The sequence below is a fragment of the Pseudomonas brassicacearum subsp. brassicacearum genome (assembly GCF_008801605.1).
GTDB lineage: Bacteria > Pseudomonadota > Gammaproteobacteria > Pseudomonadales > Pseudomonadaceae > Aquipseudomonas > Aquipseudomonas brassicacearum.
Window position 1 is genome coordinate 168,557 of sequence record NZ_VZPJ01000012.1, and the last position, 26,705, is coordinate 195,261.

Below are 26,705 nucleotides of genomic sequence, written 5' to 3' on the forward strand. Positions count from 1 at the left end.
GATAAATTAAGGGAATTCTGATGTTTTGCCGTGGGTTGCTTAAGCGGCAGGCTCAGGCATGACAGGCCAGTTGATATCGGTAGGAAAACCGATCTGATGCTGGATACGATTCAATTCAACGCTATAGAGTTTCCACTCCATCAGCGCCAGTTGTTCCTGGTCGCTGGCGTCGCCGATGTCTTCGGCGTATTGCAGGGGGGCTATACGCAGAACTGCATCGCGAAGAAGAGCATCCCGTTCGGCGAAAACCTGGGCCTTGACGTCGCTCAGTTGTGACTCAGCGTCGAACTGCCAGGTAGGGTCTTTCCAGATATGGTAATTGCCCGGCCAGGGTTCCCTAGTGAACGCATCCGGTAACTCCCCAAGTTCGCCCCAGATCTGCTGGCCGCCATCCTCCTTGCGATAAACCAAACCACGATGATCAACCACCTCTCGAGGAACATTATTCACCAGGGCCCACGTACGGCCCTTTTCAGGCGGGGGGAGCTCAAACGAAATTCCAACAGCATTACTGGGGATCTGAACGCCAATACCCGGCGTTACGGAAAACTCCACGGGCCCGGACAATGCGCCGGCTTTATCGAATAGATAATAAAACACAGACACCTCAGATTAGTTTTATACGCGCAGGATAGGCGATGTTGCGCGGGCGGGATTTGAAAGAGTAAAGCAGCGTATTGGCCGTATCCATCTGGTAAGTGGTCCCGGCAGGGAAAGTCGGACCGCCGTTTACCAGATCTCCGATGATTTTGATTTCCTCGCGGGTATTGGCACCGACTGTGGAAAGGCTATCGGACCATCTTGATCCAACCGCACCAGCCCCTTGTGCCCCTAGCGCATGGGAGTGAACAGTGCCGGGTTGAAAGGTCCCCATTGCCCGTCCAGAATCCACAGAGCGCCCTTCGTCCAGGATCCGCAGGAACTCTCCCCGCCCTTCCGGCGCACGAAACGTGAGTGCGCCATCACCGGAACTCCATTTGCCTTCATTGCCTTCCCGAGTAGCCTCGGTACCGAGCATTCCTGACTGTTGGGCGTGATCCCAGAGCCAAGGCCATTCAGCACGCTTCATGACCGTGCCATTTAGCGCACCGTAACCTCCCGGGCTCAGTTGGATAGTCGTCTCAAAAGTCGGGCGGCCCAAAGGCGTGTTGTCAAACCTTCCCATGGGCCACCAACTCCCGGCGCCGTCACTGCGCAAATGCCACCAGTCACCACTGCCCATCAAAACCAGAAACGGATAGCCAACGGCCGAAAGATGGGTGTGGAACTTGATTCGATCAGTGCCGGCCGCCTGGACCACGAGTCGATTGCCACTGTTGTCCAAGCGTCGAATGATGACGTCTCGAACACCCATCCCAACGTTGGCCGGGGGCAACCCGATCGAGGTGGCGCCGGCGTTGGCGTCAATCAATACAAGACCAAGTTCATTTGCCGTCAGCGCTTTCGACAGGGTCAGCCGTGTAACCACCGAGCGTGTAGGGGTCGTGGTACCAATGATCTTCTGAACAGCCTTGAAAAGCTGATTGGTGTCCGCTTCGGATGGCGCCATGTCGGCGCCGGCAATCACCCCCAGAATCTCCTGTGTGACGCTGTTGCCCCACACGGCGGGAATCAAGGATCCCGGCGTGCCTTCGACGGGGTTTTCATCCACGAACCGGCCGTTCACCAGCCCGACGCTGGGAACACTTTTTGGATAATCCATGTTCTATTTCTCTCTATGAGGCGGGGCTCAAGCGTGAAGAGGTAGTGCTCGGATAGTCGCGAGCACGTCATCAGCGGCTTGACTGGCGAGATCCGCCTTGCCTTTGGCCATGTGCGCGCGGATCTGTGTCTTGGCCTTGAGGCGCAGTTCGCGAAGTGCCAGCAGGTTCGCTTCGAATTCGGCGGCCTTGGCGAGAATCTGATCCGCCGCCTGCCTGGCTGTGCGCCCTTTGACAACCCACGCCGAAACGGCCAGTGGAACGGCTTTTTTCGGGTAGCCCTGATCCTTGAAGGCCTGTGCCTCCAGGGCGGCTTGTTGGTATTCCAGGGCGCGTAGTGGATCACCGGCCAGCGTGCGACGTGCGCTGTCAGCAGCGGCATCGACCTTGGTGCACAAGCGTTCGGCTTCCTGGCGCAACAGCTCAGCAGCATTCTCTTCAGTCAGCACCCAGGTGCCGTCCTCCCAGGCATGGGCGAAAGAAGGTGCAGGCGGGCGAAGTCCATCTTCGTACTGGTGCAGTTCTTGAATGACTTTCATCGGATCAGCTCCCAGGACAGGTGAACATTGATTGCGTTGGTAAAATTGACGCCGATACCCACGCTGTAATCGGTCAATGCCTGGTGCCCCTTGATTCCCATGCTCAGCAACAGTTCGTCACTATCGGCATTGGTGGCGCCCAATGTGTGCTCGGCCTGAAAGCACTGCCAAAGCGAGCGAGATTGAGAGTGATCAAAGCTGGCTGTGACGGTAGAAACCGTAACGTCGTTGACAACGTTATTGGAAAACAGCACACACATGTATGGGCCGCTCCAGCCCACCGCATTGTTACCGATACTTTGTAAGGCGGGTGACAGATAGCTGTAGTTGCCCCCAACCCACCCGGCCTGAACAAACGCCAGCGAAGTCACGGCACTGGGAGAGGGTGTTGGATTGCCCGCCACAAGTCGCGCCGCACGTGCATGCGGATCCAGCGGCAGATAAACCACCCCCGTGCCATTCACCGTTTGAGTCCAGGTCAATTGAGCACGGTTGTAGATCGTGCGAATCGTCGGCAAGGAGCCCGGCGCCCCGGTCATCACCCAGGCCAGGCACATGTCCAGGGGCGTGGACGCAAACCCGCCGCCGGACGCTCCGTTGACAGTCCCCTTCAAGGATTCCGGCGAGAGGTCATACAGGCTTCCACGCTGCATATAGAACGTCAGCGCGCCGCCTATGACCTGCGCTCTAAGAAAATAGCTGGCGCTGGGCAACAAATCGGTGCTGCTCCAGGCCGCCGTCACGTAAGTACGGGATCGACCCAACCGCCCACTTACCACCTCTTGTCCAATGCTGATGTACACACCCGCCGGAATCGAGACGCGACCGCCGCTGGTTGAGAGTGCCGTTGGCGTTACTGCCAGACGGGCGTCTGCCGTTGCAATCGTTGGCAGCGGCAAAGCGGCGATCGGAAGCGCGAGATCCTGGTTCCAGCCCTTGGCGGTGACGGACTGAATCGCCTCGAGCAGTTGATCGTTTTGGGTTTCATCTGGGGTCAGATCCCCCGCCTTGATGACATTCACAATCTCTTGCGTTACACCATTTCCCCACGCTGCCGGAATCAACGACCCCGGCGTTCCGGTCAATGGGTTTTCATCCACGAACTTCCCATTCACCAAGCCGGCGCTGGGCACACTCTTCGGATAATCCATCCGTTTACTCCCTAGTCATAATTGATGTGAACCTTGGTATGCGCCGGCGCACTGCGGTGGATCAGACACTCAAGGGCCGAGCCCGGGTTGACGCCAAAACGTTCACCCCAATAGCTGGCGCCAAAACGTCGGCCCAACAGCAGGCGACCGCCGGTGTTGAGGGTCCACATGAATTGCGCCTGCCAAGTGCCAAAGTGAGCCTCGCCGAATCGTGCGCGGCCCATGCGCGGGGCCTTCAGTTCAGTGATCGTTGCGTTGGGGTAACCCTGGCTCTTGGCGATTTCCACGTAATAGGCAATGGCCTGGCTACCGACCGCCAACAACCGCCGACGCACCGCCAAGCGACGATCGTCATACAACGGCGTGGCGCCCAGGCACGGATCGGGCAGGTTCATCACCCGCTCCCAATCCGGCACCAGTTCACTCACTCCCGCCGGGTCCATTTCGTTGAGCAAGTCGGCGGCACGGGCGTCGAGGCGGGCCAGCTCCTGGGCGATGCCTTCAAGCACATGCTCAAGTTCCGGCACGCGCTCCGGATCCCACGCCGGGCCGCTGGGCAGCAGGCTGCGCAGTTGGGCCTGGTACTGCTCGGCGGTTCTTATTCCAGCCATGTGCAGCCTCCGAAGGTCAGCAACTGGTTGCTGGCGGCGGCGACATCGGTGACGGGTGCGGAGAGTTTGTGGTCGGTTTCGCCGGTAGCGCTGCTGATGGCTTCAGTGATATGGCTTAGCAACAGCGTTTCGCCGAGGCCGGCTTCGCGGTTGTGCAGGTCGCGCAGTTGCGCCTCGACGGCCGCGCGCACGGCGCTGGTGTCCGGGGTGATGCGCAGCCTGTAACTCACCGGCACCTGCGTTGGCGCCAGCACGTGCAACTCGGCGGTCACCGGACGCAAGGGCTCGATGTAGGCCCGCACCTCCTCCAATTGCTCGGCATTGGGAATCGGCTGCAAATCGTCGTCACGCATGACGAACAAGCCGACAGTGCCGGGTCCCAGGTAGCTGCCGCGACACCAGGCGCGGGTAATGCCGGGGCACTCCAGGGCCCAGGTTTCATAGTCCTGGGCCGAGCCGCCGTGAGGGATGATGCGGTAGGAGCGGATCACCCGGGCCCGTAGCGATTCGAGGCTTTCCCGGGCAACACCACCGGTCAGCCCCGGCGCCAGCACGGTAAAGCTGCTGCCGATGCCGAGGATCGGTTGGACTGGCGTCAGCACCAGGCCGGCGTCGGCGTTGCCCAGGCTGCCTGCGTCCAGTGCGGCGACGGTGGTGTTGTTCAGACCGTTGCTGGTGGTGCGGGCGGTGGTCACTTTGAATGTGCGGCCATCGGTGGATTGCAACAGCGTGTCGACATCCAGTACCGCGCCAGCGGTAGCGCTGAAACTGACACTGCCGCTGGCCACCTGGGCCGCTTTGCGCGCCTGGTTCAGGCGCAGGGCAGCGATGCGTTCAAGGGTGGATTCATCGGCCTTGTCCGGCAGGATCTGCTCGGCGATCCAGTCCAGGTAGCCATACAGGCCATAGGCGGCGCCACCCAGGGTGCGGGCCAGCACTTGGGCATCGGACTGGCGCAGCGAATCGCTGGCCAGGTCGCTTTGGGCGCGTTTGATCAGCACCGGCAGCGAAGGGGTTTCAAACGGCATAGGTCACCTGCCAACTGTTATCGGGGTTGATGTCCAGGCGCTCGCCGTCAGCCAGGGTCAGGACCGTGCGCAGGTTCAGGCGCTGGGCGTCGAGGCGTTCGCTGAGGATGTCGATGGCGCTGCAGTGCCCGTCATCGATCAGCCATTGCAAGGCTTCGCGAGCATAAAATTCGGCGTCGAGCTGGGTCTGGCGAGTCAGCTTGACCCGGCGCAACAGCCACAGTCGCGAGCCGATGCGGTCGTCGGCAACGGTCGGAAAGGTGTCGCCCCACCAGCCGAAACGTTCTTCATCATCGACAGCATCGTCGTCAGCGGCGCGGCGCCAGGTGAACAGGCTGATCAGCACCGAGCGGGTCAGTGCGGCGTGCAGGTTCTGGCTGATGAACATCATTGACCTCCCGCCGGCGCGCCGGTCTGACCGTTGCCGGCCTGTACACCGACATGCACGTGTTTGATCTGGCTAATGCCGCCGGCGATCTGGTCGCCCTGGGAAACGATCTTGCCGGTGTGGTTGATGACCGGGCTGTCGATGTTCACCGCACTGCTGGCGCGGATGTTCAGGGTTACGGTCTGGATGTCGATGACACGACCACGCTTGAAGTGGAGCTTGTCGCCTTCGTCGGTGTAGAGCGCCACTTCGCCAGGGGCCAGGGCCTGGAGGCGAAAACGGCGATCGGCGACCACCAGCACCACCGCATGGGAACGGTCCCCCCCCAGGAATGTGGCAATGCCCTCGGCACCGGCCAACGGGTTGCTGGTGAAGCCGTAGGGTTCGAAGTGCTCCATGTCGTCGTTCACTTCGCCGGCGGTGAGGCGCATTTGCAGCGACTGCAACTTGGTGGCCGAATTGGCGAGCACGACAGTGCCGCGCGCCAGGAGGCGGGTCAGTAGGCTCATTGAGGTTTCCTTGAGAATCGGGGACTTGAACGCGGTGTTCGGATCAACACCTCTATTGGCTGCGCCGCCGCCATCGCGAGCGGGCTCGCTCCCACAAGGGATTTGCGGTGGGCAGAAACTTGGAGACGGTCTCGAAATACTGTGGGAGCGAGCTTGCTCGCGATGGCGGTAGCACATCCAACATCGATGCAAGCTGACCCACCGCTTTCGCGAGCAAGCCCGCTCCCACAAGGGATTTGCGGGTGGGCAGAAACTTGGAGGCGGTCTCGAAATACTGTGGGAGCGAGCCTGCTCGCGATGGCGGCAGCACATCCAACATCGATGCAAGCTGACCCACCGCTTTTGAGAGCAAGCTCGCTCCCACAGGGGATCTGTGGTGGGCAGGCATCGGTTCCGGGCTCAGGTTTTGGGCGGTACCGGGTTGGCGTCGAAGGTATGCGGCGGCGCGACTTGCAGGGTGGTGACGGAGCCTTGTGCCGACAGCGAGTACGTCACTTTGGAAATCAGCATGTCACCGTCGAACCCCAGCACCGGGTCGATCACTCGCACCAAGGTGTTATGCCGCCACAAGTCGCCATTGGCCTGGCGCCAACCCTGCACGCGGTAGGTGGTGGTCAGGGCCTTGCCGGTACGGATGGCGCTTTCCCAGTCGGCCCGTTGCTGGGCCAGTTCGAAGGTCAACTGCGCGCTTTCGCTGATCACCGTCACCCGCTTGCGCTTGAAGCTCAGGTCCGTGGCGGTGCCGGAGACTTCACTCACCGCCGCCCCGCTCTGCTGATCACTGCCCTTGTGCTGGCCAATGACCCGGTATTCAGAGAACACCTGGCTGTAGTCCATCGGTGCGTTACCGGAGAGAATGTTCTTGCCCAGCTCCAGCACATCACTGGCCCGTCCGCCGCTGCCGGGTTTGGCCAGTAGCACGCGCCCTTGCGCGTCATCGGTGGAGAACACCCGGAACAATGTCAGCAAACGGTCGATGGATTGAAAGACCGTTTCCCCTGGCACGATGCTGTGTTCGCTCAACCGCGCGGTTTCAGGGATTTCACTGATGACCCCCACGCCGTATTGCGACGCCAGGGCCTGGACGATGCTCAACACCGTTTGCCCACGCCATTGAGTCGGACGGTTGATCGCCGCGCAGTCCACCAGATCCTGGGTCTTGGAACCGCCTTCAATGCTCAGGCTGATCTGCCGACCGTCATAGCTGACCGGTGCCTTGAACACATAACCACTGAGGACCAGGTCGGCACCAATGCGCACCTGGCATTCATCGCCCGGACGGATCGGCACCGCTTGCGTCTGCCCCGGCCATTGCCAGGTGATGTCGAGTTTGAAGGTGCGGAACTGACGCTCCAGGTCCGCACTGATTTCCACACTTTTCCAGCCGCCGTAATCCAGCCCGCCGACGGTAAGTGAGACAGCATAGTCGAGCTCGTTCATGGCTTACTCCCCGGAGACTTTCAGGTCATTGGGCGGCAGGAAACCAGGATGGGCTACACCGTTACGCTGGGTCACTTCAGTCACCCGGGTGGCATCGGCAAATTGCTGATACGCCACCACCAGCGCTGGCAGGCTTTGCTTGAACGACAGGTTGATCAGCCTGACACCCGACGACGCCACCGCCGTCAAGTGCGCGGCCATTTGCTGGCGCAGGTTGTTCATCGCCTGGTAGTGCTCCGGATCAGCCTTGAGGGAGGCTTGCCAGATCGCATCGTTAAGCGCATCGCGCAGGGCCAGCACATCGTCGGCCACCGGCACGTCCCGGCGCTGGACCGGTTGCACGGCCTGTTGCGCCACCGACGGCGTGGCGCCCAACTTGACCACAGGCGCCGCCACCGGCATCGCCGCAATCCATTGCGCGGCCTGCACCAGCAGCGTGTCCTGCACCAGATCGGCCACGGCCTGGGCCGCCGCTGTGGTGTCCTTGCCGGTGGTGAGTTTGGGCGCGTCGGCCTTGCGAATGGCCTCCACCTGTTGCGACACGCTGGCAATCACGCCGCGATAGCCGTCACGGGCAAAGTTCTTTAGCTCGCGGATGTCGCCCAGCAACCCCTTGAACTCGGCCACCACGTCCTTGGGCAGCTCTTTCACCGCCTTGACCAGATCGCTGAGTTGCCGATAGGTCTCGATCAACGGCTTGAGCTCCTGCTCGATCACGCCGTAGATGTCCTTGAGGCTGTTGCGCAGATCCGCGATACCGATCCGCGCGGCCTTGATCAACGTCATGGCATCTTCAAAGCGCCGCACCGCCGAACCGAGGAAGCTGTCGGCAGAGACCAGCAGCAGTTTCTGACTATTGATCGCGGCCGAAGGGAATTGCAGTGGCTGGTCGGGGTAGAACTTCAGGGCGAACGTCACCAGCCCACCGTCCTGGCGGGTCTGGGTCATGTCGCACTCACCGACCTTGACCTGCAGGCGCCCCAGCCATGGATGCACCAGTTCACCGCTGCCCTGCTCCAAAGCCTTGAGCAGCTTGTCGCGCTGCTCCAGGCAATCGGGGCCGACGATGAACGCGGTCAACTCATGAATCTTCGCCTGCTGGCCGAGCCCCTCGAAAAACGGCTGGTCGCGCTGTGGATATTCATGCAACTGGCCTTTGTGGCCGACCGGGGTTTTCGCCTGATCGACCCAGAACCCGACGCTACGAAACGACGCCGGCAACAAACGATCACGCCAGCTCATTGGAGCCTCCTGTGGAAAGTGAGCGATAGCCGATGCGCGAACTCACCGCCAGGGCCGGTTGATTGGTCTGGGGCGGATCGGCGCGCAACCCGGCCGGGGCGTTTTCGAAACGCACGGTCAGGCCGCCTTCGAGTTGCGTGCGGTTGTTGGCGGCACTTTGTTGCACCAGGGCACTGGAGGTTTGCGGCAACGCACCCGGCGCCAGCGAGGTTTTCGCTGGCCCGTTGGCGGACGCTGGCGCCAGGCTGGACGACAGGCCCAGAGGCTGCTCGCTGGCCCCGCCAAAAAACGCCGGCGCCAGCTCTCCCTTGCCTTCGGCGTTGGTCTGTCGCTGCGCCTCGGTCAGGCCTTCGACCTTGCCGGTGAACGAGGTGATCATCTCGCCGAAGCCGCCGTTGAAAAAAGCCTTGATCGGCGCGATCACCTCCTGCAACTCGTTCCACCACTGGCTGAACCACTCGCCCACCGGCCCCCACTGCTTGGTGAGGCCCTCAATGGGTGACCAATCGAACAGGCCGCTGAACACCGCCAGCATGGTCGACACCTGATTGCTGATGCCCTCCCAGATCCCGGCGAAGACTTCACCGATCGTGCCCCAGTTGGCCATGATCAGTCCCAACGGCGTCCAGTCGAACAGGCCTTTCAGAGCGTCCGTTACCGGCACGGTCAAGGCCTTGAGCAGGTCCCAGATCGCCGCGAACAACCCGGTCAGGGGCGTCCAATTGGCAACAATCAAACCCAAGGGTGACCAGGCGAACAGCGTCTGCATGAAACCGATGATCGGCGTTGCCGCCGCCACGATCACATTCCAGAGCTCGCCTAAAAAGCTGCTGATCGGGCCCCAATTACTGATCACCAGCCCCATCGGGGTGAAGGCGAACATCGTCTTGAAGAACTCGACCATCGGCAGCACGATGGGCGCAAGCCGCTGCCAGAGCCCGGCGAAGAACGCCGAAATCGGCGTCCAGTGGGCGATGATCATTCCTGCCGCCAAGGCGATGCCCATGGCAATCAAGCCGATGGGATTCATCTTCAAGGCCAGGTTCACCACCTCGAACGCCTGGCTTGCGCCGCTGACCGCCATCTGGATCGCGTTGAACGCTACGACGCCATTTGCCAGGCCCTGTACCAGTTGAGGGTTGTCCTGCAGTACCTGGGCCACGCCGCTGACCATGGGCTGCAAACTGACCGCCACCGCGTTGACCGCAGGCCCCAAGGCCGAGCCGAACTGCACCGACACGTTGCTGATGGAAGTCTTCAATCCATCCAGGTTCTGTGCCGCTACACGGGGCGCGTCAGGCGCCTGGACGGCGCTGGCCGCCGCGCTCGCTGCGCCCGCTTCGTCCTTGAAGGCCAGCGCCGACTTGAGCCCGTCCATAAACGGTTGGGCCAGGCCGCCGCTGGGCAGCAGACCGGAAATGTCCAGGCTGCCCAGGCCCGTGGCGTCGAGGTTCTGCTTGAAACTCGCGACCTTCGCACGAAGGCCGGCGAGCTTGGGTGACAGCTCATCGATGCCCGTGAGCAGCACCGCCTTTTTCTCTACCTTCTGTGTGTCTGCCATCACTGCACCTGCTGCATCGCATTGATCCGTTGCGCGTGCTCCAGGGATTCGCGGAGCACATCCAGTGGCCTGGCCATCATCTGTTCGGGGTCAACCTTCCAGAACCAGGCCAGGTCATAGGCGGCGGCGATCAGGTCGCCGATGGCTGCGACGCCGCACTCATGAAAAAACTCGCGACGGCCCAGCTCAGGGCATTGAGGTCAGCCAGGTCCAACTGGTTGACCGACGACGGCGGGATACCGGCGCACACCGCGATGTATTTGGCCGCGACGTCCATGTCCAGGCTCACCTCCTCGCTCTTGTCGATCTTGTACGGCAGCGCCTTGATCGCCCGGACTTCCTGCACCGTCGGACGGCGCAGGGTCAGTTCGCTCACAGGCTCGCCGTGGGCCTCGATGGCCACGCGCAGCGTCACAACATCGCTCATTGCCAGGTCCCCTTGATGCCTTCGAATTTCAGCTCGATGGTGGCGTCGTCACCCTTGGACACAGGCTCTTCCACCAGGTAGGCGCCGGCCAGCACGTAGACCTTGCCGTTGTTGAATTCGCAGGTGACGGTCATGTCGGTGCCCGCAACCAGTTGCTTGAGCGGGAAGTCCGCGGTGTGCAGCGCCGTCACCTTGAAGGACGGGGCAATGTCGGTTTCCTTGTAGAAACCCGGTACGACGGTTTCGCGTTTAGTGAACATCAGTGGCGCTTCGCAGCCACCGTTGATGGTCAGTTGAGCGCCGTCCACTTTGACGTAGCAGGTGCCCGCAATCAGTTGACCCATGGTGTTTCTCCCTTCAATAAAAAGCCCACGCGAAGTGGGCTGAATTCATGCGATTGAACGCGACCTTCAGGCGGCGTCGTCGTATTGCAGACGGAACTGGTTGAGCAGCGCGAACACCCGCAGGCCGTTGATGTAATCCGGCGGGAACAGCACATTGACCCGGCTCGGGTCCTGACTGTCACGCTCGACCACCAGGTGCTCGGCGAACAGCTCGGCGTTTTCCACATGGCCTTCCAGTTCGAGCTTGGCGTATTGAGCAATCAGCTCGCCGCGAATCGTGCTCGGGGTCACGATGGGCTGGCCGGCGCCGAAACGGGTGCCGTCGGCGGCCAGTTTGTGGCGACCGTACTTGCTGGTGATCACGCTTTGCAGGCGACGGACGATGAACGCCGACTGGTGCATGGTTTCGCTGTCCAGGTAGGAATTGTCAGCCTGGCCGAAGGCGTTCTTCTGATAGGTGGTGATGGAACGCTGGATGCGCACGTAGCCACCTTCGTAATACGCGGTCGCGATGCCGTAGTTGAGCAGTGACTGGCGCTCGGTCAGGGTGAAACGTTCGCTGGCCGGTGCCGGGTCCAAGCCTGGCAGGCTGCCGCTCTGGGTCGGACGGCTGGCGTCGGCGGAGATGAACACCGCCGTGCGCGCAGCCAACGCAGCGGCCTGGACCCAGAACGGTTGCGGTACGCCCAGTTCCAGGGCCTGGATGGTCATGTGCTGGTCGTTGCGTGCCTGACCGGCAGCAACCAGGGTGCCAATAGTGCCGCGCTTGGCGCTGTAGACATGGCCGAACAACTGCTTGGCCCAGGACCAGCGACCGGTGTTGTCGTCCATGACCGCTTGCCAGGTGTTGAGGCTCGCCACATCGGACCAGGGCATGGCGATGAACTCGAACGGTTCGTCACCCAGGGCCGCAACGGCAGCGGTCTGGTCCGGCACACCGGCGCCGCCGGTCATCGCAGTAATGGCGGTGGTCAGCCCCGCCGGGGTGTTTTCGCCATTGCTCTTGCCCAGGCGATTGAATTGCAGGCTGATGTCGTTGCCGCTGTCACCGGTCCATTTGGCGCGCAGGGTTACGACACCTTCGGCGGACGCAGCAGTCACCGGCAAGTCGGCGGCCGCGTTGATTTTCAAGGCCAGCGCAGAGGCGGCCTGGGCTGCAGTGGCGCCGTTGACGATGGCGGCCTGGACGCGCACACCGCCAACGTACAGGTTGAGCACACCACTTTCAGTCGCGGCGCCGGTGAAGGTCAGCACGCCCTGGGCGATGGCGCCTTCGACGTTGTGCAGCGGCAGGCACCAGACTTCACCGAGCGGGTCGGTCTTGCGCCAGGTCTCGTACATCGAGGCGAGCATCGAGCCCTGCCCGCCAATGTTCTTGGCCAGCGCGACGCTGGACACCAGCACCAGTTTGCCGACTTCCGCCGGGGCGACGTTGTCGTTGACCTGGGCGACGATCAACCGGCGCATGGCCGATGACGCGCTATTGGCGGCCGAGTTGTCCATTTCGGCGTAGAACAGCGGCACACGAATGTCCGCGGGAATATTGCTGAATCCGATCGCCATTATTTGGCTCCCTGTGGTTTTGCCGCTTTCACGGCTTTGGTAGTGATATCGCCATCGGCCAGACGTCGACGCCACCAGGCGTTGTCTGGCACTTCACGGCCTTCGAGGGGCAACAGATCGCCCGCTTCCGGGTCCGGTACGGCACGGCCCGGGGCCGGCAGCACGGTGATGCGTTTGCTCATGGGGTTACGTCTCCAGAGAAAGTCAGTTCCACGCGCCCGTCGGGGCCGGGACGTTTCAGGTTGGGGTCCGCCGGGTCGATGGCATCGACCCGCACGGTGGCCCCGGTAAAGGACGACAAGCCGTCCAGTTCACGTTCGTGCCAGCTTTCGGCAGGCTGGCTCGCCAGATTGCGGCCCAGCTGGAACTCGACGAAAAAGCGCAGCCGGTACAACACACGGCTGCTATTGATGGAAACCAGTTCACTGCCGTCGTACTCGACGCCGGTGTACTCGGCGCCCGGCTTGAACCCCACCAGTGCGCGCCACAGTTCGGCCCGCAGGTCGTGCAACAGATCCAGCGCTTTTGTCGCATCAGTGGCGTCGAGCACCAGCACGGCATCGAAGCGATCACGCACCGCTTGCAGCGTGACGTTCTGAGCTGCGTTCTTGCTGGCAATGTCGGCGGTAGGCAGGACATAGGCGCAAGGGGTCTGCAGCGGGGTCTCGGCTTGCAGTGTGGCGAGGTCAAAGCCTGCGGCCACGCGATGGGCGAGCGTCGGACATTGCTCACGCAACTGCGTGAGGATCGGTGTGATCTTCATGGGGGGACTCCAGTATCTGAAGGTGCGAGTCATCCCTGTGGGAGCGGGCTCGCTCGCAAAAGCGGTAGGTCAGGCAGCATTGATGTTGGATGTGCTGGCGTCTTCGCGAGCAAGCTCGCTCCCACAGGAGGACTCGGTTGGGCGCAGAGGTACGTGCAACGCTGAACAAATCTGTGGGAGCGAGCTTGCTCGCGATGGCGGCGTGTCAGTCAGTGCAAATGTTGAATGTCAGAGCGCAATCGCGAGCAAGCTCCCACAGGGGATTGGGGTCAGGCCTTGGCATCCAGGCAGGTTGCATTGATCAAGCAGCGATAGCTTTTTTCCCGATCGCCACTGGCGGTGACCTTGTCGATCGACCAGCGACCGCGCATGAAATGGCCTGCGTTGACCTGAATATTGCTCGAATCGAGTAGGAGGCGGCTTCATAGCCGCCGTCCTCTCACACCACCGTACGTACGGACCTGTATACGGCGGTTCAAGTTATGCGATTAAGCCGAGTGATCGTATCCAATATTGAGAACAGCCCAAGCCGATCCCACAGTTTCTTCAGTAGCGCCTGATTCAAATGCGCTGCTCCTGAGCTCCACCATGGTCCACCATGGTCCACCATGGTCCACCATGGTCCACGACCATTGAACGCCGATGTACAGGCAAGGCGTCTGCCAAGCCCCCAGACGTATCCAGTTACGCGCCCTTGTTGAGAGTCGTTTCCATTTACGCTAGATGGCACAACGCAGCTTGCGACGCACCCAACCATCAATCTTTTCAAGTGGTCGCTTGCTCTGGCTTCTCCTGAAGTAACCTGCCCAGCCACGCAGTACGGGGTTTATCCGTTCGATGACACCAGTCATCTTGTGGCCCCGCATTCTGCGCAGCAGTTCCCTGAGTCACAGCACTCCGTGCAAGTATTGGGCTTGATGAAGTTTGCCCCCTTACCCCACTGTGCCGCCTCTATCCGCTTCCTGTTCGTCAGGCCAGCATTTTGCCTCGGGCTTCCTTCAGATTCGCAGTCACCCGTGACACTCTTGCCTTTGGCTAACACTTCCCCTTGCCGGGTGTGTAGAGGACTTGCACCTCCAAGTCACCAGCGTGGCCACAACAGCCAAGCTGGTTGCGCTTACGCGCAACGCGCCATGCCTGGCGCACAAACTAAAAGGCCCCGATCAATGTCGAGGCCCTAGAGATAGGTGCGGATGAGCGGAAATGATTCCAATATACGAGGTTCCGTCCGGACTCGAACCGGCAAACCGGTGCAGCTTTCTCGAGCATCATCCTGCGCAGTCATGCGCATGATGTCTGAGGAGCTACAGCCTGATAATCGATTCCTGCTTCTTGGGAGCGGCAAGCACCAACAAAACCAACGTCAATGCGTAGAAAATCAATCCCAAAATACCTAAAAAAGTGTCGTAAGTATAAGCGCCGGATACAAGCACCCCAAGAATAGCGGTAAGCATAAAAACAAGATTCGCCAAAGCATAAATAAACAAACGAAGCTTGTATGCCTTATACCTCATTACAATCAGCCCCACCCCTCCCAAACAGCTTAGGAATGACGAAACCCCTACCAATGAGAAAAGTATAACGACATACATAGCCACGGGTGGTAGGCCAGATGTATCACTTGGGTTACCAGGATTTTCTGGGACACCGTCTATTGCGAATAACAAAAACACACACGCCATTAGAGCAAATACGATCGCCGCTGCGCCAAGCTTCATCCCTCTATGCTTCATAAACCCCATCATCCTAGCGATATTATTGCAAAAACCTTAACACAAAATAAGAACCATTCTCAACCAGTCAAGACCAATCGATTTACATCGGCAGGCTCGAAAAGCTCGGCCTGCCGACTGCTCACCTATCGGGCGTAGCTAATAGGGAGCTCCCCATTGATTTGAATCGCATAGTCCTTCGCATTGGCAACCCGACCTACCTCACGAAGCGCTGTCGTAGCTGCCTCATCAAATCCGGTACGATGGCTGCTAGCATTCGCGTCGTACCGATCAGAAAACGCCTTTACCACTCCGGAAAACGAAACTGTTCCTGAGGTATTCCGGGTGATTTTACCCGTGATGTTCAGGGTAATGGTTCCGAGATAAATACGGGGAATAACCGAATCTTGGCCCGTGTAGTAAGACGTATTGAAATTGACAGTCGTTTCCCCAATACGGGCAGTATTGATGATGGCCATCAAATCTGGAATTTTCTCCGGAGTCGGGTTAATACCAATACGACTGATTTGCACACTCGCAGTGTTACCATTGCCCAGCAGCCAATGCTGAATAGCTTTGAAAGGTGTAAACGTCCCACCTGAAAACTCGGTCGGAACCGCTAACTGGGCATTGTTCTGGATCTTAGAACCTTCTTTAATACCCTGATTCCAAGCATCAGCTGTGCTGAGTTTAGGGTTCTTTAGCAATAAGAGATCTGCCCCATGGGCAACTTTCAAATCACCCATGATAAAGCCATCCAGACCATAAGCAGGCTTGTTGCTATGCATCGCATGCAGATGACGCTCCAGCATGGGAGCCCAATCACCTCGAGCGTACGCGGCACTTCGCTCCTGAACCATGCGATTGACGATTGCACCAGGTGAGGGAACGGTGAAACCGGTACTGCGTGAAGTACCGTATTCGTCGGGATATACATAAGTAGCTGGAAGCTCGAATTCCATATTAGTTCCTTTGAGTCGAATGATTAGTCGCGGAGAATTCCGCTTTCATGTCGCTCAAAGGCGATGGCTTGAGGCTCGCGGCCTTCACATGATTCAACGTCCCGCACCGGGAACATTTGATCTGGAGCTGGGCATACTCGCCCACTCGGACCAGTAGTCTGTTGCACTTTCCATATGCAATCTTTAAGCATCTGCAAAAACACACGCAGGTCCGCGGTATCGCTTCACTGCTGATCGGGAGGAACGTCCCGCGGCGGCACTTCGCATACGCCGAGCCGCTTGGCGACCCAGCGCTCGTAAAGACCGATCGCCACATCGGCGCCAGCCATGGCGGTCAGGCAACCCAGGGCGCAAGCGCTCCAGATCGACATGCCGAGGGCGTACAAAAGCATGGTTGCCGATACGCCGCAGACCACGCAGGCACCGGAGCGCAAGGCCAGGCGCCGCAATAACGACCAGCCACGGGCGCCCTCCTTGTCTGCGCGCCACATCTCGCCGGACACCCCGCCCACCAGGGCGAGCACGATGACCAGCCAGATCGGCATGTCCAGCAACGCTTGTTGCTCGTTTGTCATGTCACGCTTCCTGGGGGGTGATGGTTAAGAACGAGAGAATCGATAAGCTATCGAGTGATGAGCATGTCGAGACTGGTCGCGTCGCAGGAGTTGTTGGCTTTCCTGTCGATGACCAGATAAAGCGAAGACGTCGGCGTGACGGCGATGCTGTTCAGCATGAACGTGGCGCTGCCGCCGTTTGCCAGGCTCCCGGACTGGAGCACGGTGTCGCCCAGGTTGAGCGACCAGCCGACACCGTCCCCGCAAGCGTTATGCAGGTCATTGACCCGGCCCAGCACGTTGATATTGCCGGTGACAGGACTGGCCCAGCGGAAAATGCTCTGGCTGTTGGTGCCTGGATGCGTGGCCACGTCGCCCTGCTTGAACACGAAACTGGTGCCCGAGCCGGTGAAGGTGAAGCTTGCGTTGGGAATGGAGATCCAAGCACCCGTCAGGTCGTCACGCCAGCAGGTGGTTGGCTTGCCATTGCATACCCCGGCCTGGAACGTCGGAAAGAGCGTGTAGTTGGCCGAGGCATTCACCCCCGATTTGTTTTGCATGAACGACCAGGGCGAACCGGCCGGCGCCGCTTCGGTCATGAGGTACATGTCCCGGGCCAGGTTCCACGACAGGGCCGTATCAGCCCAACTGTTCAGGGATACGAAGGACGACAGAAACGCAGTCGCCAGCAGGATTTTTTTAAGCAATTCCATTTTTCTTACCTCGATGGATGTCATTGAGTACGGCGTGCAGGGTCTATTCCGCACGCTGTTCGCTCGCCGGCGTTCACTCGAGGCTCAACGGCCTTCACATGATTCAACGTTCCGCATCGGGAACATTTGATCTGGAGTTCGGTGTTCTCGCCCATGCGGGCCAGAAGTCTTTTGCAGTGACCGCATCTGAAATCCTTCAGCATCGAAAGCCCTCCCATTGGCGGCGGTTTGAAGTGCCTCGCGGCACAGGCATTCCAAAAAGCCCGGTTGCCCAGGCTTTTCAGTAATGCGCTTGATCTTTCGGCGCGACTGGCGCGGTACGGATCCATTCAAATTGTTCCTCCGACCGCGGTCCCTGCCCGCCGGATAACTGCTTCTGGTGCTTTACGCTGCACACCCGGGTCAGTTGCCAACCCTCTGAACCGTTAAGGCCGGTTCATCGCTGCCTGTTGGTGGAACTAAAGAGCTTCGTTGCCAGCCGCTTTGTCGAGCGGCTTGGACACAGAATATGCATGGATGCATATACAGTCAATGCGTAAATGCATTTATTTATGCGCGACCAATGCGCAAATGCATGAAACCCTTGGGAACACGGGGGTTGCGGCTTTTCAGGAGGCGAAAAAAAACCCGCACGGCGGCGGGTTTTATCTGACAGCGGAGGGGTTAACGGGCGTACATGCCCCACCAGAAGACGTGACCGAGGATGACGATTTGCTCGTCCTGCATTTCCTGGAAGGTGTAGTCCTCATCCGGATGCTCATCACGGTTGAAGCTGCGCAGGCGGATGCCGGTGGGCAGGCGATAAAGCTGCTTCACCCGCAATTGGCCGTTGTGATTGATGGCGTAGAGGTCACCGTCGACAATGTCGCCGATCCCACACTTGCCTGCGTTCACCCCAACCGTGGCCCCGTCGCGCAGCACCGGCAACATACTGTTGCCGCGCACCGTCACGCACTTGGCCTGATCAAACTGTACGCCGTTGTGGCGCAGGCTGCGCTTGCCAAAGCGCAGGCTTGAGCGCTCGCTTTCCTCGATGACGAATCTTCCTGATCCAGCAGCCAATTCAACCTCGCGCAGAAAAGGGACCGACACTTCGTCTTCTTCGACGGGTGTTTCGTCGTCCCACAGGCTTATGTCCTTGAGTTCGGAATGCGGCTCATCGCGGCGGGCATTGCCGGCGGGCACAACGTCCGCGCGCCCGCGCAACTGATCGGTGCTCACGGCAAAATATTCGGCGATCTTCGAGATGTGTTTATCCGAAGGATCGACGATCTTGCCGCTGAGGATCCGCGAGAGGGTGGACTGAGGCACGCCGGTACGCCGGTGAAGCTCCGTGGGGGAGATCCCGTGCTGATCGAGCAATGCTCTTAATACGGTAGAAACGTTGCGTTTTTGCATAACGCGCATAATGCTTGTTCTTTTCGTAGAAGACAAATGCTGTTTTGCATAAATATGCAATGTGTAGGAGCTGTCGAGTGCAACGAGGCTGCGATCTTTCCCCAGACACTTGAATCTCAAGCGAAAGATCAAAAGATCGCAGGCTTCGCCAGCTCCTACAAAAGCCAACCCCCCTCACCCGGGATTTGCCCTACACGTCCCTAAGAAAAGGCTCCAACCCCGTCCCCCAAATGTGCGACGCAAGGCTACGTTTTCTTGCGCCTCTGCCTACAACTACGCCAGAATCCGCCGGCTTGTGCGCCTTGGAGCCCCTCGGTACTTTTGATCCTGTCACTGCCCATCAGTGATCGGGTTTAGTCGCTCGGTATTCCAAGGCGCTCATTGCTCCATTCAGTCAGGTACTTCTATTCCTGCACTTGATGGTAGCTGTGCGCAGGGCGCCCTCGGGCGCGCCGGTTTCTTGGATCCCCGGTCGACTAACCTGCGTACAGCTGCCGCCCCTCGTTTAGTCGCGAGTGAGTGGTGGCTCAACTTCAAGGATCCATAGAATGCCGAAGAACACTCCAAATCCCCCAGACGATCACGTCTCCCGCAGCCAATCGGCCAACGCCAAGAAACTCGACGACGCGGCCACCCGCGCCCTGGACTATTACCTCAAGCCGAAAGCCGACAAAGAAACCTGCGACACACCCGACACCCTTTTCATCATCGCCCCCAACATCGACGCCGAATGCCTGCTCGCCAACCTCAGCGAAACCCTGGCCTCGGCCAACGCCATGGTCAGCGACCTGGCATTCGACCTGAAGGGCTCGCGACGGAATATCTTGCTGGGGGTTCAACAGATGATCGAGCTGAGCCAGTTGCTGGCGAATCGGGCGCTGGATGTGGTTGAACCGAGGTAGGCATCCATGATGCAAGCCGAGACCTAAGAGAAGCCCGAGCAATCAATGTGGGAGCGAGCTTGCTCGCGATAGCGGTAGTTCAGTTACAGCTAAGTTGTATTGGCTGCCGTCATCGCGAGCAAGCTCGCTCCCACAATGGGCCGCAGTGAACACAGAACTCATGGACACCCAGGATCACCTGTGGGAGCAAAGCTTGCTCGCGATGAGGCCAGCAAACCCAACATCCATGTGACTGAGCCACCGCCATCGCGAGCAAGCTTTGCTCCCACAGTTCTGATGGGTGTACGACCGGGAGAGCCAGGTCGGCTATCAGGCCGCCTCGCGGTGGACGTTGATCTCGGGCGCCCCGTTAACCACGCTGGCTGAACGAAGGTATTGCGCAGTGGGCAACCCGGCAAGGATGCCGAGCCTAGGCGAGGCACCAAGTGGTGGGGCAAAAGCGTTTTGCTTACTTTTGACTGGGCCGGCTTCCGGGCTTTTCAAAAGTGAGCCGCCGTCAGGGCGGAACCCTAAGCAGCCGTTACCGAAAAAACGGATAAGTCCCCAATCCCAAAAACCACTCACATATGGGTAGCACAGACCACCCATGTTAACCTTGCGCCCATCGCGGAAAAGCCGGGCCAATGCCCCTCCTTTTGCCCCACACCTTTCAACGAGCTTGCCTGACACCCATGAATACCGCCGTGAACGACCTCTCCAGCCACACGCCGATGATGCAGCAATACTGGCGCCTGAAGAACCAGCACCCCGATCAGCTGATGTTCTACCGCATGGGCGACTTCTACGAAATCTTCTACGAGGACGCAAAGAAGGCCGCCAAGCTGTTGGACATCACCCTGACGGCACGTGGGCAATCGGCGGGCATGGCCATTCCGATGTGCGGGATTCCTTACCACGCGGCAGAAGGTTACCTGGCGAAGCTGGTCAAGCTCGGCGAATCCGTGGTGATCTGCGAACAAGTCGGCGACCCGGCCACCAGCAAGGGCCCGGTGGAACGCCAAGTCGTGCGGATCATCACCCCAGGCACGGTCAGTGACGAAGCCTTGCTGGATGAACGCCGGGACAACCTGATCGCCGCAGTGCTGGGCGATGAACGCCTGTTCGGCCTGGCGGTGCTGGACATCACCAGCGGTAACTTCTCGGTACTGGAAATCAAGGGCTGGGAAAACCTGCTGGCGGAACTGGAACGGGTCAATCCAGTAGAGCTTTTAATTCCTGATGACTGGCCCAAAGACCTGCCGGCAGAAAAACGCCGTGGCGTGCGTCGTCGGGCGCCGTGGGATTTTGAGCGTGATTCGGCGCTGAAAAGTCTCTGCCAGCAGTTTTCCACCCAGGACCTCAAGGGCTTCGGTTGCGAGAACCTGACCCTGGCCATCGGCGCTGCCGGTTGCCTGCTGGCCTACGCCAAGGAAACCCAGCGCACCGCCCTGCCCCACTTGCGCAGCCTGCGGCACGAACGCCTGGATGACACCGTGGTGCTGGACGGCGCGAGCCGCCGCAACCTGGAACTGGACACCAACCTGGCCGGCGGGCGCGACAACACCTTGCAATCGGTGGTCGATCGCTGCCAGACCGCCATGGGCAGCCGCCTGCTGACACGCTGGTTGAATCGGCCGCTGCGGGACTTGACCGTGCTGCTGGCGCGCCAGTCCTCCATTACCTGCCTGCTGGATCGTTATCGCTTCGAGCAGTTGCAACCGCAGCTCAAGGAAATCGGTGACATCGAGCGGATTCTCGCCCGCATCGGTTTGCGCAACGCCCGTCCCCGCGACCTGGCGCGCCTGCGCGATGCCCTCGGCGCGTTGCCCGAATTGCAGGTGGCGATGACCGACCTCGAAGCGCCACACCTGCAGCAACTGGCGCGCACCACCAGCACCTACCCGGAGCTGGCCGCGCTGCTGGAAAAAGCCATTATCGATAACCCACCCGCGGTGATCCGTGACGGTGGCGTGCTGAAAACCGGCTACGACGCCGAACTCGACGAGCTGCAAGCGCTGAGCGAGAACGCCGGCCAGTTCCTGATCGACCTCGAAGCCCGGGAAAAAGCCCGTACCGGCCTTGCCAACCTCAAGGTCGGCTACAACCGTATCCACGGTTATTTCATCGAATTGCCGAGCAAGCAGGCCGAACAGGCACCAGCCGATTATGTTCGCCGCCAGACCCTCAAGGGCGCCGAGCGTTTCATCACCCCGGAACTCAAGGCGTTCGAAGACAAGGCGCTGTCGGCCAAGAGCCGCGCCCTGGCCCGGGAAAAGATGCTCTATGAAGCGTTGCTCGAAGACCTGATCAGCCAACTGCCGCCGTTACAGGACACTGCTGGCGCCCTAGCGGAACTGGATGTGCTGAGCAACCTGGCCGAACGCGCGCTGAACCTGGACCTCAATTGCCCGCGCTTCGTCAGTGAGCCGTGCATGCGCATCAGCCAGGGTCGTCACCCGGTGGTCGAGCAAGTACTGACCACGCCGTTCGTGGCCAACGACCTGAGCCTGGACGACAACACCCGCATGCTGGTGATCACCGGCCCGAACATGGGCGGTAAATCCACCTACATGCGCCAAACCGCGTTGATCGTGCTGCTGGCCCATATTGGCAGCTTCGTTCCGGCGGCCAGCTGCGAATTGTCCTTGGTGGACCGGATCTTCACCCGCATCGGCTCCAGCGACGACCTGGCCGGTGGACGTTCGACGTTCATGGTGGAAATGAGCGAAACCGCGAACATTCTGCACAACGCCACCGAACGCAGCCTGGTGCTGATGGACGAAGTCGGACGCGGCACCAGCACCTTCGACGGCTTGTCCCTGGCCTGGGCAGCGGCCGAACGCCTCGCGCACCTGCGGGCCTACACGCTGTTCGCCACCCATTACTTCGAACTCACCGTGTTGCCGGAAAGCCAGCCTTTGGTGGCCAACGTCCACCTCAATGCAACCGAGCACAACGAACGCATCGTCTTCCTGCACCACGTGCTGCCCGGCCCGGCCAGCCAGAGCTACGGCCTGGCGGTGGCGCAACTGGCCGGCGTGCCAAGTGAAGTCATTACCCGTGCCCGCGAGCACCTGAGCCGCCTGGAAACCACCAGCCTGCCCCACGAAGCGCCGCGCCCGACCAAAGGCAAACCGGCCGCACCGCAGCAAAGCGACCTGTTCGCCAGCCTGCCGCATCCGGTGCTCGATGAACTGGCCAAGCTCGATCTGGACGACCTGACACCTCGTCGGGCACTGGATTTACTCTATACATTGAAGACACGGATCTAACACACAGGCTTTCAAGCTGTTAGAATCGCGCGCGGTTTGGGATGCTGCGGACTATTAGCCTGGTTCGCAGACTATCGCTCCCAAACCTGGCGACCCTACCGTGAAGGGGCTTCGCTGCCGCCGCCTGAGGAGAGAATTAGAAATGACCTTCGTCGTCACCGACAACTGCATCAAGTGCAAGTACACCGACTGCGTAGAAGTGTGTCCGGTGGACTGCTTTTACGAAGGGCCGAATTTCCTGGTCATTCACCCGGACGAGTGCATCGACTGCGCCCTGTGTGAACCGGAATGCCCGGCGAACGCCATTTTCTCGGAAGACGAAGTGCCGGCCGGCATGGAGAACTTCATCGAGCTGAACGCAGAACTGGCGGACATCTGGCCGAACATCACCGAGAAGAAAGATGCGCTGCCGGACGCCGAAGAGTGGGATGGCAAGGAAGGCAAGCTCAAGGATCTGGAACGCTGATCGTTGCTGCTTTCGTGGAAAAGGCCCCTTGCGGGCCTTTTTGCTTTTTCGGGTCAAGAAATCGCAGGCAAAAAAAAGGGGCGGTTTGACCCGCCCACATTTTTTCCCTAATCCCTTTAATCCTTTTCATCATCCTGATGAATCGCGTCCTGCGATGTCCTTCCTTCCCATCGTCCTTGACGGGTGTGTCTGTCCGTCGACACAGGACTGATATTAGTATTTTCCCAGGCGAGTGCAACGCGACTGATACAGGTGGCTTGCTCTGTCACGCTACGTTCATCAACAAATTTTCGTTATAAATCAGTCAAATACAAAAAGATCACGGTATTTATAGCGGTCTGTCCGGCCGATGGGGAACTGATCGCTTACGTAACACTAGGCAAAGGCTTACACGCTGAACCTACAAATGGAGTTGGGGTTGGAAAAGCGACTCTTCAGATACGCAGAAGATTCGAACCAGTCGCGATGTTCTATAGTTTTACGAGCGGGGGTTTCAGGAGTGGTGTGTATATCCGTTTCTGCGGTAACGGCGGCTTATGGTTCCGCTCTTACAGCGGGTCACTTTTGGAAGAGCGCCAAAAGTAACCATGGGCCCGCCGCGAAAGGCCATCCATGGCCCAGCGCGGCTACCTCGGCATCCATGCCGAGATGCCCACTGCGCAATGCCTGCGTTCGGCCAGCGTGGTTAACGGGGGCGTCCGAGATCAACGTCCACCGCGAGGCGGCCTAACAGCCGACCTGGCTCTCCCGGTCTTACACCCATCAGATCTGTGGGAGCAAAGCTTGCTCGCGATGAGGCCAGCAAACCCAACATCCATGTGACTGAACCACCGTCATCGCGAGCAGGCTCGCTCCCGCATTCAATCTTCAGCGGACACAAAATTCATATCCAACACAGTCCCACTGTGGGAGCGCTTGCTCGCGAAGAGGTCAGCACATCCAACATCTTCATCGACTGTAACGCCGCCTTCGCGAGCAAGCCCGCTCCCACAAGGGAAACGCGGTCCCACCCGGAGTCAGGTCGGCTATAAGGCCGCCTCGCCCTGGCTTTTGATCTGGGCGCCCCGTTAAACCACGCTGGCCGAACGCAGGCGGCACCTCGGCATGGATGCCGAGGTAGCCGCGCTGGGCCATGAATGGCCCTTCGCGGCGGGCCCACGGAGCAATGCCGGAGTGAGGGCACACCGAGCCTAAGCGAGGTGTCGAGTGGTGGGGCAGAGCGTTTTTGGTTACTTTTGGCGCTCTTTCCAAAAGTGACTCGCCGTAAGGGCGGAACCATAAGTAGCCGTGACCGAAGAAACGGATATACCCCCAAACCCAAGCCAAAAAAAACGGCACTTTTCATTTCTGAAAGAAGCACCGTTTTTTCCAAGTGAACAGCATCACAGCCAATCAGGGCCTTTCTGCTGCACTCGCCTTGGGTTATTGAAACAACGACTCGCTCGACAAGCCGTTCTTCTCCAGGATCTCTCGCAGACGCTTGAGACCTTCAACCTGGATCTGCCTCACCCGCTCACGGGTCAAACCAATCTCCAGGCCCACATCTTCAAGCGTGCTGCTTTCATGACCGCGCAAGCCGAAGCGGCGAATCACCACTTCCCGTTGCTTGTCCGTAAGTTCCGAAAGCCACTGGTCGATGCTCTGGGACAAGTCATCGTCCTGGAGCAACTCGCACGGATCGGTCGGACGATCGTCGGTCAGGGTATCCAGCAGGGTCTTATCCGAGTCCGGCCCCAGCGAGACGTCTACCGAAGAGACCCGCTCGTTGAGCCCAAGCATGCGCTTGACCTCACCTACCGGTTTTTCCAGCAGGTTGGCGATTTCTTCGGGTGAAGGTTCATGGTCGAGTTTTTGGGTCAACTCACGGGCGGCCCGCAGGTAGACGTTCAGCTCCTTGACCACATGAATCGGCAACCGGATGGTCCGGGTCTGGTTCATGATCGCCCGTTCGATGGTCTGGCGGATCCACCAGGTGGCGTAGGTCGAGAAACGGAAGCCGCGTTCGGGGTCGAATTTCTCGACGGCGCGAATCAGGCCCAGGTTGCCCTCTTCGATCAGGTCCAGCAGTGAAAGCCCACGATTGACATAGCGTCGGGCGATTTTCACCACCAGGCGCAGGTTGCTTTCAATCATGCGTTTTCGACCGGCCGGGTCGCCACTTTGCGACAGCCGCGCAAAATGAACTTCTTCCTCGGGGGAGAGCAGTGGCGAAAAACCGATTTCGTTGAGATACAGCTGAGTGGCGTCCAGCGCCCGGGTGTAATCGATGTACTTATGTTGTTTAAGCGAAGCGGAGTGTTTGGATTTGGCACGAACGGAAGGTGGAGTCGCCCCTTCATCATTCGACATCGAATCCATAGCGATGCCGGTCTCCATAAGGAGAACCTCATCGTCGATGTCAAACTCCGGCACTTCTTTACTGAGAGCCATTGTTATAGTCCTTTGGTGAGTTCGACCTCAAGCTCAAGCGACGCCTTTATCCTTGGCAACGCTGGAGCCTGTTCCCTCTACGTGACGGAACAGGCTGACAATCAAATCAACGCCGTGGCAGGAATTGCAGCGGATCGACTGGTTTACCTTGTCGGCGAATCTCAAAATGCAGTTTCACCCGGTCTGTTCCCGTTGATCCCATTTCGGCAATTGTCTGTCCGACCTTGACCTGCTGCCCCTCCCGAACCAACAGCCTGCGGTTGTGACCGTAGGCACTGACGTAGGTATCGCTGTGTTTGATGATCACGAGTTCGCCGTAGCCCCTCAAACCACTCCCGGCGTACACAACCGTGCCATCAGACGCGGCTAAAACAGGCTGTCCCAAATCCCCGGCGATATCAATTCCTTTATTCAAACTACCGTTTGAAGAGAATTTTCCAATGAGAACGCCACTAGAAGGCCATCCCCAGCCTGTCGGGGCGGGGCCTGCCGGAGGCATCGGAACGGGGGTCGGTTTGCTCGCGACGGACGGTACTGTCGCCGCTTCAGCCCCCGTCGGCCGGCGAATAACCGTGGTTTTACTCGAGGAAGAAGGCGTCGAACCCGACTGCGTAACCACCGCGGTAGGCGTTGAACCGCTACGGCCATCGAAGCGAATCGTCTGACCTGGGTGAATCGTATAAGGCGCAGGAATGTTGTTACGCGCCGCAAGGGCTTTGTAGTCCCAGCCGTAGCGGAAAGCGATGGAAAACAGCGTATCGCCGCGACGGACTACATATTGGCCGGTCGTTACTGTAGGACGTTGAGGTGTTGCATTGTTGCGATCGACAACCCGGACATTACCCGACGGCGTACTGGAACATCCGACCAGCAAAGTGCTCAAGACAAGGCCAGTCACCAGGCGCTGAAAGCTTGTGATACCCATACGCTGCGCAATGACTGTGAGACTCACCCGCCGCTCCCTTTGTGGTGGCAGAAAAATTGGAAACTGCCTGTCCAGGCAGAACTCATATAAATATAGCTGGCAACGACTGCGCCTCTATTAATGAAG

Annotated in this window: 29 protein-coding genes and 2 pseudogenes; 4 read left to right on the plus strand and 27 right to left on the minus strand. The window is 59.4% G+C overall.

Annotated features, from left to right (window positions below; all coding sequences use genetic code 11):
• Positions 1-39: 39 nt before the first annotated feature.
• The 24 genes and pseudogenes from F7R20_RS24220 to F7R20_RS24345 all read right to left on the minus strand — a co-directional run bounded on the left by F7R20_RS24220 (position 40) and on the right by F7R20_RS24345 (position 17,362).
• Positions 40-600, minus strand: coding sequence for a tail fiber assembly protein (locus F7R20_RS24220; RefSeq protein ID WP_028237193.1), 561 nt, complete (start codon positions 598-600; stop codon positions 40-42).
• A gap of 7 nt (positions 601-607) precedes the next feature.
• Entirely contained in the window at positions 608-1,702 is a 1,095-nt protein-coding gene (locus tag F7R20_RS24225; protein ID WP_003198334.1) for a hypothetical protein, read from the minus strand.
• Between the two features lie 27 nt (positions 1,703-1,729).
• A complete protein-coding gene (locus F7R20_RS24230; RefSeq protein WP_003198332.1) occupies positions 1,730-2,239 on the minus strand; it encodes a hypothetical protein in 510 nt (169 codons plus the stop codon).
• Positions 2,236-3,390, minus strand: a complete 1,155-nt coding sequence (locus F7R20_RS24235) for a hypothetical protein (protein ID WP_003198329.1) — start codon at positions 3,388-3,390, stop codon at positions 2,236-2,238. The genes F7R20_RS24230 and F7R20_RS24235 overlap by 4 nt, the downstream gene beginning before the upstream one ends.
• Positions 3,391-3,401: 11 nt before the next feature.
• Positions 3,402-4,001: a YmfQ family protein gene (locus F7R20_RS24240; RefSeq protein WP_003198328.1), complete on the minus strand. Its 600-nt coding sequence runs from the start codon at positions 3,999-4,001 to the stop codon at positions 3,402-3,404.
• A complete protein-coding gene (locus tag F7R20_RS24245) occupies positions 3,989-5,029 on the minus strand; it encodes a baseplate J/gp47 family protein (RefSeq protein ID WP_003198326.1) in 1,041 nt (346 codons plus the stop codon). The genes F7R20_RS24240 and F7R20_RS24245 overlap by 13 nt, the downstream gene beginning before the upstream one ends.
• Entirely contained in the window at positions 5,019-5,417 is a 399-nt protein-coding gene (locus tag F7R20_RS24250; protein ID WP_003198324.1) for a phage GP46 family protein, read from the minus strand. Before F7R20_RS24250 ends, F7R20_RS24245 begins: the two co-directional genes overlap by 11 nt.
• Entirely contained in the window at positions 5,417-5,926 is a 510-nt protein-coding gene (locus F7R20_RS24255; RefSeq protein WP_003198323.1) for a phage baseplate assembly protein V, read from the minus strand. Before F7R20_RS24255 ends, F7R20_RS24250 begins: the two co-directional genes overlap by 1 nt.
• A 399-nt stretch (positions 5,927-6,325) precedes the next feature.
• The gene (locus F7R20_RS24265; protein WP_013692396.1) at positions 6,326-7,366 is read right to left on the minus strand and encodes a phage baseplate assembly protein; all 1,041 of its coding nucleotides are present in this window, start codon (positions 7,364-7,366) and stop codon (positions 6,326-6,328) included.
• A gap of 3 nt (positions 7,367-7,369) precedes the next feature.
• The gene (locus F7R20_RS24270) at positions 7,370-8,608 is read right to left on the minus strand and encodes a DNA circularization protein (RefSeq protein WP_003198319.1); all 1,239 of its coding nucleotides are present in this window, start codon (positions 8,606-8,608) and stop codon (positions 7,370-7,372) included.
• Entirely contained in the window at positions 8,595-10,169 is a 1,575-nt protein-coding gene (locus F7R20_RS24275) for a phage tail tape measure protein (protein WP_003198318.1), read from the minus strand. The genes F7R20_RS24270 and F7R20_RS24275 overlap by 14 nt, the downstream gene beginning before the upstream one ends.
• Before the next feature lie 130 nt (positions 10,170-10,299).
• Positions 10,300-10,596 (minus strand): phage tail assembly protein, encoded by a 297-nt coding sequence (locus F7R20_RS24280; protein ID WP_003198316.1) that lies wholly within the window; start codon positions 10,594-10,596, stop codon positions 10,300-10,302.
• Positions 10,593-10,940, minus strand: coding sequence for a phage tail tube protein (locus F7R20_RS24285; protein WP_003198314.1), 348 nt, complete (start codon positions 10,938-10,940; stop codon positions 10,593-10,595). Before F7R20_RS24285 ends, F7R20_RS24280 begins: the two co-directional genes overlap by 4 nt.
• 66 nt (positions 10,941-11,006) lie before the next feature.
• Positions 11,007-12,503, minus strand: a complete 1,497-nt coding sequence (locus F7R20_RS24290) for a phage tail sheath subtilisin-like domain-containing protein (RefSeq protein WP_003198312.1) — start codon at positions 12,501-12,503, stop codon at positions 11,007-11,009.
• Positions 12,503-12,685, minus strand: coding sequence for a DUF2635 domain-containing protein (locus F7R20_RS24295; RefSeq protein ID WP_003198311.1), 183 nt, complete (start codon positions 12,683-12,685; stop codon positions 12,503-12,505). The genes F7R20_RS24290 and F7R20_RS24295 overlap by 1 nt, the downstream gene beginning before the upstream one ends.
• The gene (locus F7R20_RS24300) at positions 12,682-13,266 is read right to left on the minus strand and encodes a phage tail terminator protein (RefSeq protein WP_003198309.1); all 585 of its coding nucleotides are present in this window, start codon (positions 13,264-13,266) and stop codon (positions 12,682-12,684) included. The genes F7R20_RS24295 and F7R20_RS24300 overlap by 4 nt, the downstream gene beginning before the upstream one ends.
• A 269-nt stretch (positions 13,267-13,535) precedes the next feature.
• Positions 13,536-13,640, minus strand: a pseudogene (locus F7R20_RS24310) (phage late control D family protein); the annotation flags it as partial.
• 101 nt (positions 13,641-13,741) lie between these two features.
• Positions 13,742-14,153 (minus strand): annotated as a pseudogene (locus F7R20_RS24315) (group II intron maturase-specific domain-containing protein); the annotation flags it as partial.
• Between the two features lie 417 nt (positions 14,154-14,570).
• The gene (locus tag F7R20_RS24320) at positions 14,571-14,984 is read right to left on the minus strand and encodes a hypothetical protein (RefSeq protein ID WP_147282110.1); all 414 of its coding nucleotides are present in this window, start codon (positions 14,982-14,984) and stop codon (positions 14,571-14,573) included.
• 140 nt (positions 14,985-15,124) lie between these two features.
• The gene (locus F7R20_RS24325) at positions 15,125-15,940 is read right to left on the minus strand and encodes a lipid II-degrading bacteriocin (protein WP_003198305.1); all 816 of its coding nucleotides are present in this window, start codon (positions 15,938-15,940) and stop codon (positions 15,125-15,127) included.
• A gap of 1 nt (position 15,941) precedes the next feature.
• The gene (locus F7R20_RS31990; RefSeq protein ID WP_230494429.1) at positions 15,942-16,121 is read right to left on the minus strand and encodes a Com family DNA-binding transcriptional regulator; all 180 of its coding nucleotides are present in this window, start codon (positions 16,119-16,121) and stop codon (positions 15,942-15,944) included.
• Positions 16,122-16,164: 43 nt separating this feature from the next.
• A complete protein-coding gene (locus tag F7R20_RS24335; RefSeq protein ID WP_003198302.1) occupies positions 16,165-16,515 on the minus strand; it encodes a phage holin family protein in 351 nt (116 codons plus the stop codon).
• A gap of 47 nt (positions 16,516-16,562) precedes the next feature.
• The gene (locus F7R20_RS24340) at positions 16,563-17,207 is read right to left on the minus strand and encodes a hypothetical protein (RefSeq protein ID WP_003198300.1); all 645 of its coding nucleotides are present in this window, start codon (positions 17,205-17,207) and stop codon (positions 16,563-16,565) included.
• Between the two features lie 20 nt (positions 17,208-17,227).
• Entirely contained in the window at positions 17,228-17,362 is a 135-nt protein-coding gene (locus tag F7R20_RS24345; protein ID WP_377589014.1) for a Com family DNA-binding transcriptional regulator, read from the minus strand.
• Here F7R20_RS24345 and F7R20_RS32405 point away from each other — a divergent pair.
• Positions 17,306-17,494 (plus strand): hypothetical protein, encoded by a 189-nt coding sequence (locus tag F7R20_RS32405; protein WP_377589016.1) that lies wholly within the window; start codon positions 17,306-17,308, stop codon positions 17,492-17,494. The genes F7R20_RS24345 and F7R20_RS32405 overlap by 57 nt on opposite strands.
• A 376-nt stretch (positions 17,495-17,870) precedes the next feature.
• Here F7R20_RS32405 and F7R20_RS24350 read toward each other — a convergent pair whose 3' ends face one another.
• Complete coding sequence (locus F7R20_RS24350; protein WP_003198297.1) at positions 17,871-18,605, minus strand: LexA family transcriptional regulator; 735 nt, start codon at positions 18,603-18,605, stop codon at positions 17,871-17,873.
• Positions 18,606-19,153: 548 nt separating this feature from the next.
• Here F7R20_RS24350 and F7R20_RS24355 point away from each other — a divergent pair.
• From F7R20_RS24355 to fdxA, 3 genes are all read left to right on the plus strand, one after another.
• Complete coding sequence (locus F7R20_RS24355) at positions 19,154-19,507, plus strand: DUF6124 family protein (protein WP_003198296.1); 354 nt, start codon at positions 19,154-19,156, stop codon at positions 19,505-19,507.
• Positions 19,508-20,190: 683 nt separating this feature from the next.
• Positions 20,191-22,758, plus strand: coding sequence for a DNA mismatch repair protein MutS (gene mutS, locus F7R20_RS24360; protein ID WP_167331288.1), 2,568 nt, complete (start codon positions 20,191-20,193; stop codon positions 22,756-22,758).
• A 142-nt stretch (positions 22,759-22,900) separates the two neighbouring features.
• Positions 22,901-23,224, plus strand: coding sequence for a ferredoxin FdxA (gene fdxA / locus F7R20_RS24365; protein WP_003198291.1), 324 nt, complete (start codon positions 22,901-22,903; stop codon positions 23,222-23,224).
• A gap of 1,422 nt (positions 23,225-24,646) precedes the next feature.
• Here fdxA and rpoS read toward each other — a convergent pair.
• Together rpoS and F7R20_RS24385 are read right to left on the minus strand one after the other, a co-directional pair.
• Positions 24,647-25,654, minus strand: a complete 1,008-nt coding sequence (gene rpoS / locus F7R20_RS24380; RefSeq protein WP_003198289.1) for an RNA polymerase sigma factor RpoS — start codon at positions 25,652-25,654, stop codon at positions 24,647-24,649.
• Positions 25,655-25,760: 106 nt separating this feature from the next.
• Complete coding sequence (locus F7R20_RS24385; RefSeq protein WP_003198287.1) at positions 25,761-26,606, minus strand: peptidoglycan DD-metalloendopeptidase family protein; 846 nt, start codon at positions 26,604-26,606, stop codon at positions 25,761-25,763.
• Between the last annotated feature and the right edge of the window lie 99 nt (positions 26,607-26,705).